This is a genomic window from Ruegeria sp. CI1 (assembly GCF_056536925.1).
Window position 1 is genome coordinate 96,180 of record NZ_JBQFQP010000001.1, and the last position, 13,842, is coordinate 110,021.

13 protein-coding genes are annotated in these 13,842 nt (G+C 61.4%); 9 read left to right on the forward strand and 4 right to left on the reverse strand.

The window, feature by feature from the left end; genetic code table 11:
- The first annotated feature begins 30 nt into the window (after window positions 1–30).
- Window positions 31–1,104 carry a BMP family ABC transporter substrate-binding protein gene (locus tag ACR0LZ_RS00470; RefSeq protein WP_480747798.1) on the forward strand — a complete coding sequence of 358 codons (1,074 nt, stop codon included), beginning with the start codon at window positions 31–33 and terminating at the stop codon, window positions 1,102–1,104.
- Window positions 1,105–1,155: 51 nt separating this feature from the next.
- Here the strand turns inward: ACR0LZ_RS00470 and ACR0LZ_RS00475 are convergent, their stop codons facing one another.
- Entirely contained in the window at window positions 1,156–2,391 is a 1,236-nt protein-coding gene (locus ACR0LZ_RS00475; protein WP_480747799.1) for an HlyD family secretion protein, read from the reverse strand.
- On the reverse strand, window positions 2,384–2,806 hold the full coding sequence (locus ACR0LZ_RS00480; RefSeq protein WP_480747800.1) for a hypothetical protein: 423 nt from the start codon (window positions 2,804–2,806) through the stop codon (window positions 2,384–2,386). Before ACR0LZ_RS00480 ends, ACR0LZ_RS00475 begins: the two co-directional genes overlap by 8 nt.
- A 118-nt stretch (window positions 2,807–2,924) precedes the next feature.
- On the opposite strand from ACR0LZ_RS00480, the gene ACR0LZ_RS00485 reads away from it, so the two are divergent.
- The 8 genes from ACR0LZ_RS00485 to ACR0LZ_RS00520 all read left to right on the forward strand — a co-directional run bounded on the left by ACR0LZ_RS00485 (window position 2,925) and on the right by ACR0LZ_RS00520 (window position 9,506).
- Entirely contained in the window at window positions 2,925–3,860 is a 936-nt protein-coding gene (locus tag ACR0LZ_RS00485) for an aldo/keto reductase (RefSeq protein WP_480747801.1), read from the forward strand.
- A complete protein-coding gene (locus ACR0LZ_RS00490; RefSeq protein ID WP_480747802.1) occupies window positions 3,857–4,930 on the forward strand; it encodes an NAD(P)/FAD-dependent oxidoreductase in 1,074 nt (357 codons plus the stop codon). The genes ACR0LZ_RS00485 and ACR0LZ_RS00490 overlap by 4 nt, the downstream gene beginning before the upstream one ends.
- Window positions 4,927–5,580 (forward strand): DUF938 domain-containing protein, encoded by a 654-nt coding sequence (locus ACR0LZ_RS00495; protein WP_480747803.1) that lies wholly within the window; start codon window positions 4,927–4,929, stop codon window positions 5,578–5,580. The genes ACR0LZ_RS00490 and ACR0LZ_RS00495 overlap by 4 nt, the downstream gene beginning before the upstream one ends.
- A 74-nt stretch (window positions 5,581–5,654) precedes the next feature.
- The gene (locus tag ACR0LZ_RS00500) at window positions 5,655–5,990 is read left to right on the forward strand and encodes a carboxymuconolactone decarboxylase family protein (protein ID WP_480747804.1); all 336 of its coding nucleotides are present in this window, start codon (window positions 5,655–5,657) and stop codon (window positions 5,988–5,990) included.
- Between the two features lie 83 nt (window positions 5,991–6,073).
- On the forward strand, window positions 6,074–6,499 hold the full coding sequence (locus ACR0LZ_RS00505) for an EF-hand domain-containing protein (RefSeq protein ID WP_480747805.1): 426 nt from the start codon (window positions 6,074–6,076) through the stop codon (window positions 6,497–6,499).
- An 89-nt stretch (window positions 6,500–6,588) separates the two neighbouring features.
- Window positions 6,589–7,125, forward strand: a complete 537-nt coding sequence (locus tag ACR0LZ_RS00510) for a hypothetical protein (protein ID WP_480747806.1) — start codon at window positions 6,589–6,591, stop codon at window positions 7,123–7,125.
- Between the two features lie 784 nt (window positions 7,126–7,909).
- A complete protein-coding gene (gene rsgA / locus ACR0LZ_RS00515; RefSeq protein ID WP_480747807.1) occupies window positions 7,910–8,746 on the forward strand; it encodes a ribosome small subunit-dependent GTPase A in 837 nt (278 codons plus the stop codon).
- Between the two features lie 4 nt (window positions 8,747–8,750).
- On the forward strand, window positions 8,751–9,506 hold the full coding sequence (locus ACR0LZ_RS00520) for a VOC family protein (RefSeq protein WP_480747808.1): 756 nt from the start codon (window positions 8,751–8,753) through the stop codon (window positions 9,504–9,506).
- A gap of 175 nt (window positions 9,507–9,681) precedes the next feature.
- On the opposite strand, the gene ACR0LZ_RS00525 is transcribed toward ACR0LZ_RS00520, so the two are convergent.
- A complete protein-coding gene (locus ACR0LZ_RS00525) occupies window positions 9,682–12,189 on the reverse strand; it encodes a GcvT family protein (protein WP_480747809.1) in 2,508 nt (835 codons plus the stop codon).
- A 170-nt stretch (window positions 12,190–12,359) separates the two neighbouring features.
- The gene (locus tag ACR0LZ_RS00530; RefSeq protein WP_480747810.1) at window positions 12,360–13,757 is read right to left on the reverse strand and encodes an FAD-binding oxidoreductase; all 1,398 of its coding nucleotides are present in this window, start codon (window positions 13,755–13,757) and stop codon (window positions 12,360–12,362) included.
- Window positions 13,758–13,842 lie beyond the last annotated feature (85 nt).

Below are 13,842 nucleotides of genomic sequence, written 5' to 3' on the forward strand. Positions count from 1 at the left end.
GCCAACTGAACCAACTTGGGGAGTAACCACATGAAAATCACTTCACTTCTGGCAACAGCCGCAGTGGCGATCGGTCTGGCGACCGGCGCCGTTGCGCAGGACAAGACCAAGGTCGGTTTCGTCTATGTCGGCCCGGTGGGCGACGGCGGCTGGACCTATGAGCACGACAAGGGCCGCCAGGCCGTCGAAGCCGAGTTCGGCGACAAGGTCGAAACGGTATTTGTCGAATCGGTACCCGAAGGCCCGGACGCCGAGCGGGTGATGACCCAGATGGCACTGGAAGGGGCCGACCTGATCTTCACCACCTCGTTCGGCTACATGGACCCGACAATCAACGTGGCCAAGAAATTCCCGAACGTGAAATTCGAACACGCCACCGGGTACAAGACCGCGCCGAACGTGTCGGTCTATTCCGCCCGCTTCTATGAAGGCCGCGCGGTGCAGGGCCATATTGCGGGCAACATGACGCAATCGAACATCGTCGGCTATATCGGCTCCTACCCGATCCCCGAAGTGATCCGGGGCATCAACTCGGCCTATATCCACGCCAAGAAGGTGAACCCGGATGTCGAGTTCAAGATCGTCTGGGCCTATACCTGGTTCGACCCGGCGAAAGAGGCCGACGCCGCCAAGGTGCTGATCGAACAGGGCGCCGACGTGATCCTGCAGCACACCGATTCGACCGCACCGCAGGCCGCAGCGCAGGCCGCGGGCAACGTGATCACCTTTGGCCAGGCCTCGGACATGAGCGAATACGCTCCCAAACCGCGTGTCTCCTCGATCATCGACAACTGGGCGCCCTACTATATCGCGCGCACCAAGGCGGTGATGGACGGCAGCTGGGAAACCGTGAACACCTGGGACGGCATCGGCGCAGGCATGGTTGGCATCGGTGAGATCACGGACGCGGTTCCGGCCGAAGTCAAGGCCTCGGCGCTGGCGCTGAAGGACTCGATCGCCGACGGCTCCTACCACCCGTTCACCGGCCCGCTGAAGAAGCAGGACGGCTCCGACTGGCTGGCCGAGGGCGAGACCGCCGATGACGGCACGCTGGCCGGCATGAACTTCTATGTCGAAGGCATCGAAGGCGACATTCCGCAGTAACGTTCCAAGCGACCGCAAAACCAAGGCCCGCCGATACCCGGCGGGCCTTTTTCAATGCCCGCTCAGCACCAGCGTCTTGACGGGCAGAAGCAGCATCTGGATACGCAGAAGGATCGCGTGGACCAGACCCACCGTGTCGACCACATGCAGGTATGCCCAGCGCCCGGTGCTCAGATCCTCGTGGTGCAGGATGTCGTGGTTGTTGGTATAGGCGTTGGCCATGCAGGTCGAACCTGCGGGTATGCCGTCGGCCTGGCCCTCATAGATCGGCTCCATGAATACGGTCACGGTTCCCGGGCGCGGATAATCCTGCGGATCGACCAGTTGATCGCTTGGCCGCAGCTGGCCCGACGGCACCACATCCTGAATCCCGACAATGACCATCGGAATGACCGTGAAGGGTTTTGCCAGACAGGCCATTTCCGCGTACATGCCCGGCTTGATCACGCTGGCGCTGATTTGCGGGAACCCGGCGACATAGCGGTGGCGGTCGATGAATTCCCTGGGCACCAGAATTCCGGCGGGGCGCAGGATCGGATTGATGTAATCGCCCACTTGCAGCGTGAACTGTTCGATCGTCCCCGAGACGCCCGCATAGACGGATGTCTTGGCAAGCTCGGCCTCTGCCTGTTCCAGCGCGGCATTTGCGCTGGCCAGCTGCGCCGGGATCAGCACGCGAATGTTTTCCTCGACCGCCTGTTGCTGCGCCCGGGCCGCAGAAAGTTCACCCTCGCGGATATCCACCAGATTGGTGAAACGTTCGACCTCTTTTTCCCGCGCAGCGCTCGATCCGCGATCCAGCAGTTCCTGCTCGCGTGCCAGATCGTCATTGGCCTGCTGCAACGATGCCTCGGCCCGCGCGACCGAGCCCATGGCGGCGGCAAGATCAGCCTGCGCCACGACCTTGGAGGCCTCGACCTCTTCGACCTTGCGCCCGGCCGTTTCAACCGCTGCCTGCTGGCTGGCATCGTCCAGCCGGAACAGCAGCGTGCCTGCCTCGACGAACTGGTTGTTCTCGACATGCACCTCGGACACACGCCCGCCGGTTTCGGGCAGGATCGTCACCGTGCGAAAGAAAGACTGCACGGAGGTGGCCGACGGATGATAGAAAAACACCAGCGTGATCAGGGAAATGGTCAGAACCGCACAGAGCGTTATGCCATGCCGCAACTCGTACCACATCGAGAAGAAGGTGATCTCATGCCCCCAGCGCTTGCCCTGGCGATAGCGGCGATAGAGATAATCGGGCAGGATGGTGACAAGCGAACAGATCAGAAGCTCAAACATCGCGCTGACCCTCCTCTGCCTGGGGCTGCGGCTCCGCCTGTTCCGGCGCGGCCGCGGCCCCGCCCGGTATGCGGCTGAGGATGCCGCTGAGCGACGACGCCATCGACTGCAGCGGGGTCAGGAAATCGGGCATCCGGAATGCCGCGATCAACAGCGCCGCGACCCAGAAGATGTTGTTATGCGTGAACAGTGCGATCAGGGCGAGGATGCCGATGACCTGGAATTGCGTGTGATTGCCGTGATGCGCCATTCGCTCGGGCAAGGAGTGCAGCGTGAAATACATCGCGCCGATGAACACGATCAGTCCGATGGTCACGATGGCGACGCCGATGAAAAGCGGATCGCTGCCATCGGGACCGGGCATGTAACCGGGTATATGTGCGGTTGCGATCGGGTGCAGTGCCTGACTGTCCACGTTCTCTCCCCCTGAAATGTTCTTTTGCGCACTATGGGACGCCGCATCGAGCAAAGGCAAGTTATCGCGAAAAATCTTAGCTCTTTCCCACCCAGCACCGGCATGCAATGGTCCGGCCATGACCACCAGACTGACCACCCCCGACGGAACCCCGATCAGCCGGTTCGCCTTTGGCACGATGCAATTTGGCGGGCGCGCGGACGCCGCCGAAAGCCGCAGGATGTATGAGGCCAGCCGCGCCGCGGGCATCACCCATTTCGACACTGCCTTTGTCTATACCGACGGTCAGGCCGAGACGCTTCTGGGTGAGATGATCATGCAGGATCGCGACAGGCTGATGATCGCGACCAAGGTGGGCTATGACAGTGCAAAGCCCGACAATATCCGGGCGCAGTTCGACACCTGCCGCAGGCGGCTGAACCTCGACATGGTGGATGCGCTGTACCTGCACCGCTTCGATCCCGGCACCGATCTAGCCGAGACACTGGCCTGTTTTGCCGAGTTCAAACGAAAAGGGCAGATCCGCTATATCGGCCTGTCCAACTTTGCCGCATGGCAAGTGATGAAGGCCGCGGGCGTCGCCTCCGGGTTCGACCTGCGTATCGACCTGTTGCAGCCGATGTACAATCTGGTCAAACGCCAGGCCGAGGTCGAGATCCTGCCCGCCTGCGCCGATCAGGGCATCGCGGTTGCGCCCTATTCCCCACTGGGCGGGGGGTTGTTGACCGGCAAATACGCCAATTCGGGTCAGGGGCGGCTGACCGAAGACAAGGGGTATGCCGTGCGGTATGGGCAAAGCTGGATGTACGACACCGCACGGGCGCTGGCCGATCTGGCGGCAGAGCTGGGAACCCACCCGGCGACCCTTGCGGTAGCGTGGGTCGCGGCCAATCCGGCGGGCCTGCTGCCGATCATCTCGGCGCGCAGCGCGGAACAGCTTGCGCCCTCGCTGGCGGCGATTTCGGATGAAATGTCACCCGAACTTTACACGCGGATCACCGCGCTGAGCCAAACACCGCCGCCCGCCACCGACCGCACGGAGGAACAGGCATGATCGATTTTCTGGTGATCGGCGGCGGAATTGCCGGGCTGAGCGCGGGTGCGCGGCTGTCCGAGCATGGTTCGGTCACCGTGCTGGAGGCCGAGGACGCGCTGGGCTATCACACGTCAGGCCGGTCGGCGGCCCTGTTCGAGCCGAATTATGGCCTGCCGCCGGTGATCGCCCTGAGCATGGCCAGCACGGAATACCACACCACGGCAAACGGCGGTTACCTGAGCCCGCGCGGTCTGATGCTGATTGGCGGGCACGATCAGAGGACGCAATTCGATGCCGACTGTCTGGATCTCGGGCTGGAGCCGATCGGGCTGGACGACGCCTTTGCGCGCGTGCCCATCCTGAATCCCGATACTGTCGCATTTGCCGCCTATTGCGGCCGGGCGCAGGATATCGACACCGACCGGATGCTGCAGGATTTCGCGCGGCAAATCCGCGCCAATGGCGGGTCGGTTCTGACCCGGAAACAGGTGACCGGTATCGTCAGTGACGGTCATTGGCTGGTCGACGCCAACGGCCGGTATGAGGCCCGCACACTCGTGAATGCTGCCGGAGCCTGGGCGGATCAGATCGCCCGCTTGGCCGGGATCGATCCCATTGGCATCACACCCTGCCGCCGCTCGATGGCGCGCCTGCCCGCGCCGGGCGGGCATGACGTGACCGGCTGGCCCCTGCTGATGGGGGTTGGCGAGACGTGGTATGCCAAGCCTGACGCGGGAAAGCTGCTGGTCTCGCCCGCCGAAGCCGATCCGGTGGAACCGCATGACGCCTATGCCGACGACATGGTTCTGGCCGAGGGGCTGGCGCGGTACGAAGAAATGGTCACCGAACCGGTGACGCGGGTCGAAACCAACTGGGCCGGGTTGCGCAGCTTTGCCCCCGACAAATCGCTGGTGCTGGGCCCCGACCCGGCCCGGCCAAGCTTTGTCTGGTGCGCCGGTCAGGGTGGGTACGGGTTTCAGTCCGCCCCTGCCGCGTCGCGACTGGTGGCGGATCTGACCGTCGGCAACGCGCCGGAACTGGAGTCACAGGTGGTCGCCGCGCTGCGGCCGGACAGGTTGCGGTCATGACCCGGCGCAAGCTGCCCGCGAATGCCAGCGTTGCCGAACAGGGCGACGGCGCAAGGCTCGTGGCGCCGGCCGCCAGCCGCAACGCGCAGGCGCTGTGCGACCTGCTGGCCCATGTGGCGCCGAGCCAAGGCAAGGCGCTGGAACTGGCCAGCGGCACCGGACAGCATGTTGCCGCCTTTGCCGAGCGGTTTCCGCAGACCACATGGCAGCCGACCGAGGTCGACGCCGAGCGCCGGGCCAGCATCGACGCCTATGCTGCGGATCTGGCGAATGTCCTGCCCGCGCGGAACCTGAATGCGACGGCCGAGGGGTGGGGCTCCTGCCACGGCGGGCGGAACCTGATCATCCTGATCAACCTGCTGCACCTCATCAGCCAGCCCGAAACCACGGCGCTGATCCGCGAGGTTGCAGCGGCCCTCGCCCCCGGTGGGCGATTCGTTCTGTACGGGCCGTTCATGCGCGCCGGAGAGCTGACCAGCGAGGGCGATGCCAGGTTCCACGCGGCCCTGACCGCGCAGGACCCCGAGATCGGCTACAAGGACGATTTCGACATGATCGACCTGATCCAGGCCTCGGGCCTTGAGATGGTCGAAGTGGTGGAGATGCCCGCAAACAACCTCGCCCTGATCGCGGAAAGGCCCCGCACCTGATCAAGATCAAGGAGACGGCCCGGTCAGCGCCCTACACATGCAAACAATGATATGTTTGCAAAGGGGCACCCTGCATGAACTGGCAAGAGAAACTGTCCGCAACCCGGTCCGGCCTGCGGAACCTGAACGGGGCTATCCCCGACACCGCGCGCGCCTTCGGGGCTTTGGGCAAGGCCGTCAAGGAAGGCGGCACGCTGGATTACAAGACCAAGGAATACGTAGCGCTTGGCATCTCGGTGGCGGTTCGGTGCGAACCCTGCATCTCGTTGCATGTCGAGGCATTGGTCAATGCGGGCGCGTCGCGGGAAGAGGTCGCCGACGTTCTGGCCATGTCGATCCAGATGGGTGGCGGGCCGTCGATGATGTATGCGGCCAAGGCCCTGAATTGTTTTGATGAACTGACCGGATGACCTGCGTCATTCTGGCAGCGCCGGATATCCGGCGCTGATCCGTTTCACATTCAGGGCATGAAAACGAAAAGGAAGATCACGCCATGAAACCCGCATTGCTAGCAGGACCTGCATTCATTCTGGTGGTTGGATTTGCACTGGCCGAAACGCCGGTTCCGGGCGCACATTTCATCGAGAACTGGGACAACGACGGGGACGGTGCCGTGTCATTGGAAGAAGCCCGCGAAAAGCGCGCGGACGTGTTCTATATGTTCGACGCGGACGAGAATCAGGTGCTGGACCCCTCGGAATACGACCTGTTCGACGAAACCCGCGCAGCAGACATGGCGGCCAACGACGCCCCACAGGGGCTGAAAGGCCCGGTGAACGGCCTGCGCCGCGAATTCAACGACGTCGATGGCGACGGATCGGTCAGCCAGGAAGAATTCCTGAACGGCACCGAAAGCTGGTTTGCCAAGGTCGACAAGGATGGTGACGGTCAGGTCACATCGGCCGATTTCGGGGGGTGAAGGGGCAGCAAGGCAAATTGAGGTTTGGAAGCCCTCGGATGATCTGAAGGCGGTTTTGTGGTACACTCCTGATTGGGAGTATACCTGCCATGAAGACCATAGCCGCCATTCTGCTGATCTTGCTGTCTTCGCAAGTGCTGGCACAACAAGACCCGATCAGGGGGCGCATGATCTGCGAGGTGCTGGCCAATCGCTTTGTCCCCACTCACGGTGACCGCTCGGACACACATGTTGGTCAGGCCGAGGAGTATTCACCCGGCGCGACGTTCATCGTCGATTACACTCATGACCCGGCCACCGGCCTGTCGATCTATATGGGCGAGCCGGACAGGGCGAATGTCCTGATCGAAGAGCCGTTTCCGGCAAGCAGCTTCAAGGGCGTGTCGAGCATCACCAACAAGGCCGAATATCGCACCGCGTTCAGCGAAGTGTCGCTTGGAAAGTACTCGGTGAACTACAAGGGCCACGATCAGCTGAACATCAAGCGATGCAAGGGCGACGCCTGGGAGGGCCACTTTGTCCGGACCTATGTCAGCGGACAGTTCACACAGGTCGTCTCGCTGACCTGCCATCCTTATGTGAACGCCATGGACGACGTGCTGGCCCGCCTGAAGCTGTTGAATTAAGTCAAAGCATTACGCAACGGATTGAGGGTGCGTGGTTTCGGTCGCCATCTAGTTAAATACGGCGCCGTCGACCAACTGGAGGTTGCTACCTGAATCGGTCATTGGGGTGCCTGGTTCAAACGGACGTTGATAAGAAACGGTCAACCCGGGTCTGAGAACACAAGCTGTACGACCTCGACACGGCGGCACCACACGCGGAACGACTTGGCAATTGCGAAACCAAATCAGAGGCGGGTCAGCGAACGAAACGCTTATTCCTTTCCTCTGGTCGATTAACCGCTCTCTTGAATGTACGGAACGGTCTTTGTCACATGCATACGGTTGCGTCTGGCATCATTTGAACCTATACAGCCGCCATCCGAAATGGAGATTTCATGTCCCGGTAAGGAAGGGAGGCAGTGAGCCTCCCGGTGCAAATCCAACCTCGATAGATGACGCCGTCACTCTTTTTTTGACGGCGACTGTTGGGTTGCAATCTTTTTCCAAACCATCAGCGCCCAAGCCCAACTTGCGGCCAAGACATGAAAGTTGACACGCAATGATACGGGATTATTCCCATTTCCTTTCACCGCGCCAAAGTGACACCGATATCAAGGCAAAACTCAGCCCTCTTCAGGCACTGGGTTGGAAGCCCTTCTTCGCCCAGCAAATAAGCGTCGACGAATTGGCCGCGACACCACCAGTCCGGGTGGTCGAAATACATCGCAACGCGGTACACGTCATTGGCGAGAACATTGAAACAATGCTTCCGCCCAGACACGATGTAACTGTCGGAGACTGGCTGATGCTGGACCCGGATCGCCCGAGGTCCAGTCAGGTGCTCGGGCGTCAAAGCCTCATCAAACGACGCGCACCTGGCACCGACCGCCAGGAACAACTGATCGCTGCAAACATCGACACGGCCTTCATCGTCACGTCTTGCAATCAGGACTTCAACATTGCCCGGCTCGAACGCTATGTCGCACTGGCGTTCGAGGCAAGGATCACGCCGGTTATCGTGCTCACGAAGACCGACCTGGCTACAGACCCGCAACGCTACATCGACGCGGCCCGTGCTGTGTCGGACCTGATCGACATAGTTGCACTCGATGCTCGTGGCAGCGCGCCCCGGGCGGAACTCGCCGACTGGTGCAAGCCGGGCAAGACGGTGGCTTTCCTCGGTTCGTCCGGAGTCGGGAAGTCGACGCTGACCAATTCGCTGCTCGACAGCCAAGCCATCGAAACCAAGGCCATCCGCGAGGATGACGCAAAAGGTCGGCACACCACGACAAGGCGCGAGCTTCATCCGATGCCCAATAGCTGTCTGATTCTGGACACCCCTGGTATGCGGGAGTTGCAGCTCACCAACGCGGTTCAGGGGATCAGTAACCTTTTCTCCGATATCCAGGAGTTGGCCGCAAACTGCCGTTTCAAGGATTGTCAGCACAGAACCGAACCGGGGTGCGCCGTTCTGGAGGCTATCGAAGAAGGTGCCCTAGATGCTTCGCGGCTGGAAAGATGGCGCAAACTCTTGGCCGAAGACGCGTTTAACTCTGCCAGCCTCGCCGAACGCAGGTCACGCGACAAGGCCTTCGGTAAGATGGTCCGAAGCGTCAAGAAGCACAAAGATGTCAGGAGATAGGATGATGACGCAGTCGAAAGTCGGTCAAATCGTATGGCATGATCTCTTCACGTCTGACAGGAAGCGCTCGATGGCATTCTACCAGCGTATCACCAATTGGACGTACCAAATCGAGCGGGCAACGGATTTTGCCTGGGGTGGCGGTGAGAAGGATTTTGTCCTGGCCTTTTCCGATGACGAAGCAGGCGCCGGACTTGCCGAAACCCCGTCCAAGCAGTCGAATGGTTGGATCGCCTACACCGAAGTCCCGGATGTGGACGTGGCGGTGGAGCGCGCCAAAACGCTTGGAGGAACGAACGTCCGGGCCCCATTCGAGGTACCAGGCGTTGGGCGCAATGCGCTCATTCGAGATCCACTCGGAGCGCTTCTGGGGATTTCACTATCCAGGCATGGTTTCCCGGTGCCTTGCCGACAATTCGGCCCCGAGGTCTACTTCACCGAAGAGAAAGAATTCCCGGAACTGTTCTACGCCGAGCTCTTTGGCTGGCGAGTCTGTCCCAAGAGGGAACAGGAAGATGTTACCATAATCGGACCGTCGGGCACCCCGGTCGCTACGCAACATCGAAGGCATCGACCAGACGGTTCGACGGCAACATGGGTTCCAAGCATCAGGGTCAAGTCAACCAAAGATGCTTGCCACCTTGCCGAAGACAATGGGGCGCGTCGGGTAAGTGACAGCGAAACAATGGCTGGAAAACGCCGCAAGGTCGTCTTTAGTGATCCGGACGGCGCATTTTTTTCACTGATCGAAGAGCTCTAGCGATCCTTGCTCACCAGATGGGACTTTGAGAGCGTTCAATTCTTCGCTTTTCAGCATCTGCCAGATGTAGGCTGGAACCGCTCATCGAAATCGGTCAGTGCAACCGTTGCGTCGCCATCGGTTGGCTGTTGCCCAGAAAGGCAAAGGCCCCGGATCTCTCCGGGGCCTTGTTTGATCAGCCGTCCTTGCGGATGACTTCGTTCTTGGGATCATAGGGGCTGTCGCAGGTGACGACCGCATCCCACAGCTTGTCCTGGATCTTGACCTGCAGCCTGGTGCCTTCCACTGCGTAGTCGGGCTTCACGTAGCCCATGCCGATGGATTTCTCGAACGCCACCGAGTAGCCGCCCGAGGTCAGGCGGCCCACACGGGTGCCGTCTTCGGCATAAAGCGCCTCGCGGCCCCAGGGATCGGCATCGGCAGGGCCGTCGATCAGCAGGGTGCAGCATTTGACGCGGACGCCGGTCTCTTCCAGTTTGGCTTTGCCGTTGAAGTCCTTCTCCAGATCAACAAAGCGCGGCAGGTCGGCTTCCAGCGGGGTCGCGTCGCGGCCCAGTTCGTTACCGAAGGCGCGATAGGATTTCTCCTGGCGCAACCAGTTCTGGGCGCGTGCCCCCACCAGCTTCATGCCGTGCTTCTCGCCAGCCTTCTCCAGCAGGTCGAACAGGTAGTTCTGCATCTCGATCGGGTGATGCAGCTCCCAGCCCAGCTCGCCGGTATAGGCCACGCGGATCGCGTTCACCGGGCACATGCCCAGTTCGATCTGCTTGGCCGACAGCCACGGGAATCGCTTGTTCGACAGCGCGGTTGCCGGATCGGCGTCGACGATCACCTCTTTCAGCAAATCACGCGATTTCGGCCCGGCGATGGCGAAGACACCCCATTGGGTGGTCACGTCCTGGATCTCGATATAGCCGAACTCTTCCATCTTGTCTTCGGCGGCCTTGCGCAGGAAGTCCGCGTCATACTCGGACCAGGCACCGGCAGAGACCAGATAGTAATTGTTCTCGCCGTTGCGGACGATGGTGTATTCGGTGCGGGTGGTGCCGTGCGAGGTCAGGGCATAGGTCAGGTTGATGCGGCCGACCTTGGGCAGCTTGTTGCAGGTGAACCAATCCAGGAACTGAGTGACACCGGGGCCTTTGACGACATGCTTGGTGAACGCGGTCGCGTCGATCAGGCCAACGCCGTTGCGGATCGCCTTGGCTTCTTCAACGGCATATTGCCACCAGCCGCCACGGCGGAAGGAGCGGGCGTCGTGGTCGAAGTTTTCCGGTGCGTCCAGCGGGCCATAATAGTTGGGGCGTTCCCAGCCGTTGACCCAGCCGAACTGTGCACCGCGGGCCTTCTGGCGGTCGTAGGCGGGCGCGGTACGCAGCGGACGGCAGGCCTGACGCTCTTCGTCCGGGTGGTGCAGGATATAGACGTGCTCATAGCACTCTTCGTTCTTGCGGGCCGCGAATTCGGTGGTCATCCAGTTCGACGAATACCGCTTGGGGTCGAGCGACGCCATGTCGATTTCGGCCTCGCCATCGACCATCATCTGCGCCAGGTAATAGCCGGTGCCGCCCGCGGCGGTGATGCCAAAGCTGAAACCCTCGGCCAGCCACATGTTGCGCAGGCCAGGCGCCGGACCGACCAGCGGGTTGCCGTCGGGGGTATAGCAGATCGGGCCGTTGAAATCGTCCTTGAGGCCGCTTTCGGCACAGGACGGCACGCGTTCGGCCATCGCCATGTACTGTTCGGCAATCCGGTCCAGATCCAGCGGGAACAGATCGGCGCGGAAGCTGTCGGGCACGCCATGTTCGAACCGCGCGGGCGCGCCGTGTTCATAGATGCCCAAAATCCAGCCGCCGCGCTCTTCGCGGGCGTAGGATTCGTTGTCGGCGTCGCGCACAACCGGGTGCTCCGGGTTGCCCGCTTCGCGCCATTTGACCAGCTCGGGGTCCTTGTCCATGACGATAAAGGTGTGTTCGACCGGGATCGCGGGCATCTTGATGCCCAGCATCTTGGCGGTGCGCTGCGCATGGTTGCCGCTGGCAGTCACGACATGCTCGGCGGTGATCACCACCTGCTCGTCCGAAGGCACCAGGTTGCCTCCCTGCTCGACCATCTTGGTGCAGGTGACCTCCCAATGGGTGCCGTTCCAGTGAAAGGCATCGGCCTGCATCTTGCGCACGATATCGACACCGCGCTGGCGGGCGCCCTTGGCCATCGCCTGCGTCACGTCGGCGGGGTTAATATAGCCATCCTCGGTGTGATAGATCGCGCCCTTCAAGTCGCCCGTTTCGATCAGTGGCCAGCGTTCCTTGATCTGGTCCGGGGTCAGCCACTCGTATTTCACGTCGCAGGTTTCGGCGGTCGAGGCATAGAGCATGTATTCGTCCATACGCTCTTGCGTCTGCGCCATGCGCAGGTTGCCAACGACGGCGAAACCGGCGTTCAGCCCGGTTTCCTCTTCCAGCGTCTTGTAGAAATCGACCGAATATTTGTGAATGTGGGTGGTCGCGTAAGACATGTTGAAGAGCGGCAGCAGACCCGCCGCGTGCCATGTCGAACCCGAGGTGAGTTCGTCCCGCTCGATCAGCATGACGTCGTCCCAGCCCGCCTTGGCCAGGTGATAGGCAATCGAGGTCCCGACGGCACCACCGCCGACGACCAGTGCTTTGACTTGGGTTTTCATTTGCCCGCTCTCCGGATTGAGTCTGTTTGGGATGGTTTATGCCGAACGGCAGGGCACAGCGCCAAGTCCATCCGACTTAAAATTGCGCAAAACCGACCTAGGCCACTCACAAGCCGACGATTGACGACTTGCAGCGCCGGCAAGGGCGCGAAACTCGCGGCTTTGCAAAGTTAGAGAATCTTGCCCGGGTTCATGATGTTGTCGGGATCAAGCGCCGCCTTGACCGCTTTCATGTAAAGCGTGGCCGGGCCGAGTTCCTTTTCGAGATAGGGCTTTTTGCCCTGCCCGATTCCATGCTCACCCGTGCAGGTTCCGTCCATCGCTATCGCCAGTTCGTTCAGCCAGCCGACAAAGGTTTCGGCCTTGGCAACCTCGTCGGGATTGGCCATGTCCAACAGCACGAGCGTGTGGAAATTCCCGTCACCGACATGGCCGACGACGGGGGCCAGCAGCCCAAGCTCTGCCGTCTTGGCCTGTGCCATGGTCACCGCTTCGGCCAGCCGCGAGATCGGAACGCAGACATCGGTGGAAATCCCCTGCGCCCCCGGACGCAGTTGCAGGCACGCCCAGTACATGTCGTGGCGCGCCTGCCAGAGCTTGTTGCGGTCTTCGGTCGAGGTGGTGGCGGCAAAATCGGTGCCGCCGAATTCCTCGGCGATGGCCCCGAATGTTTCCGCCTGTTCGACCACCCCGGCCTCGGATCCGTGAAATTCCAGCAGAAGCAGCGGCGTTTCCGGCAGGTCCAGCCTGGAATAGGCATTGGCGGCGGCAACCGAAAGCTCGTCCAGAAGCTCGATCCGGGCCACCGGAATGCCGTATTGGATCGTCGTCATCACCGCGCGGCAGGCGGCATCGACCGAGGGGAAGGAACAGCGGGCCGAGCTGATCGCCTCGGGGATGCCCTGCAGGCGCAGGGTGATTTCGGTGATCAGGCCAAGCGTCCCCTCGGAGCCGATCAGCAGGCGGGTCAGGTCGTAACCTGCCGAGGATTTCCTGGCGCGGGTGCCGGTGCGGATGATCCGGCCATCGGGCATCACCGCCTCAAGGCTCAGGATGTTGTCCTTCATCGTCCCGTAGCGCACCGCGTTGGTGCCCGAGGCGCGCGTCGCGGCCATGCCGCCCAGCGAGGCATTGGCGCCGGGATCGATTGGAAAGAACAGGCCCTGATCGCGAAGGTAGGTGTTCAGGTCCTCGCGGGTGACACCGGGTTGAACCACGCAATCCAGATCCTCGGCATGAACCGCAAGAACCTTGTTCATTCGCATCAGATCAACCGAAATCCCGCCAGCGGGCGCGTTTACATGCCCTTCCAGCGAGGTGCCGGTGCCGAAGGCAATGACCGGAACCCTGTGTCGGGCGCAGGTCTTGACGATGTCCGAAACTTCCGACGTGGTTTCGGGAAACACCACCGCGTCGGGGGACTGGTTGTTGATCCAGGTCGTCGTGTGGCCGTGTTGTTCGCGGATTGATGCACCGGTCTGCAACCTGTCGCCAAATCGTTGTTTCAGGATGCCGATGACGGTTTCTATGCCGGTCTCGTTGCGCGGCAGCGCCGTGGCCTGAACCATGGTGTTTCTCCCCTTTGCGGTCTGCGTGACCGCCCCGCATTGCTACGAAACGTGCGCGTCGCGGACAATACCCACAACCCGGTAG

Bases quoted from the DNA above. Each gene is read 5' to 3' on its own strand.
- ACR0LZ_RS00470 (WP_480747798.1), top strand. From the start codon at position 31: ATGAAAATCACTTCACTTCTGGCAACAGCCGCAGTGGCGATCGGTCTG.
- ACR0LZ_RS00475 (WP_480747799.1), bottom strand. From the start codon at position 2,391: ATGTTTGAGCTTCTGATCTGTTCGCTTGTCACCATCCTGCCCGATTAT.
- ACR0LZ_RS00485 (WP_480747801.1), top strand. From the start codon at position 2,925: ATGACCACCAGACTGACCACCCCCGACGGAACCCCGATCAGCCGGTTC.
- ACR0LZ_RS00490 (WP_480747802.1), top strand. From the start codon at position 3,857: ATGATCGATTTTCTGGTGATCGGCGGCGGAATTGCCGGGCTGAGCGCG.
- ACR0LZ_RS00495 (WP_480747803.1), top strand. From the start codon at position 4,927: ATGACCCGGCGCAAGCTGCCCGCGAATGCCAGCGTTGCCGAACAGGGC.
- ACR0LZ_RS00500 (WP_480747804.1), top strand. From the start codon at position 5,655: ATGAACTGGCAAGAGAAACTGTCCGCAACCCGGTCCGGCCTGCGGAAC.
- ACR0LZ_RS00505 (WP_480747805.1), top strand. From the start codon at position 6,074: ATGAAACCCGCATTGCTAGCAGGACCTGCATTCATTCTGGTGGTTGGA.
- ACR0LZ_RS00510 (WP_480747806.1), top strand. From the start codon at position 6,589: ATGAAGACCATAGCCGCCATTCTGCTGATCTTGCTGTCTTCGCAAGTG.
- rsgA (WP_480747807.1), top strand. From the start codon at position 7,910: ATGCTGGACCCGGATCGCCCGAGGTCCAGTCAGGTGCTCGGGCGTCAA.
- ACR0LZ_RS00520 (WP_480747808.1), top strand. From the start codon at position 8,751: ATGACGCAGTCGAAAGTCGGTCAAATCGTATGGCATGATCTCTTCACG.
- ACR0LZ_RS00525 (WP_480747809.1), bottom strand. From the start codon at position 12,189: ATGAAAACCCAAGTCAAAGCACTGGTCGTCGGCGGTGGTGCCGTCGGG.
- ACR0LZ_RS00530 (WP_480747810.1), bottom strand. From the start codon at position 13,757: ATGGTTCAGGCCACGGCGCTGCCGCGCAACGAGACCGGCATAGAAACC.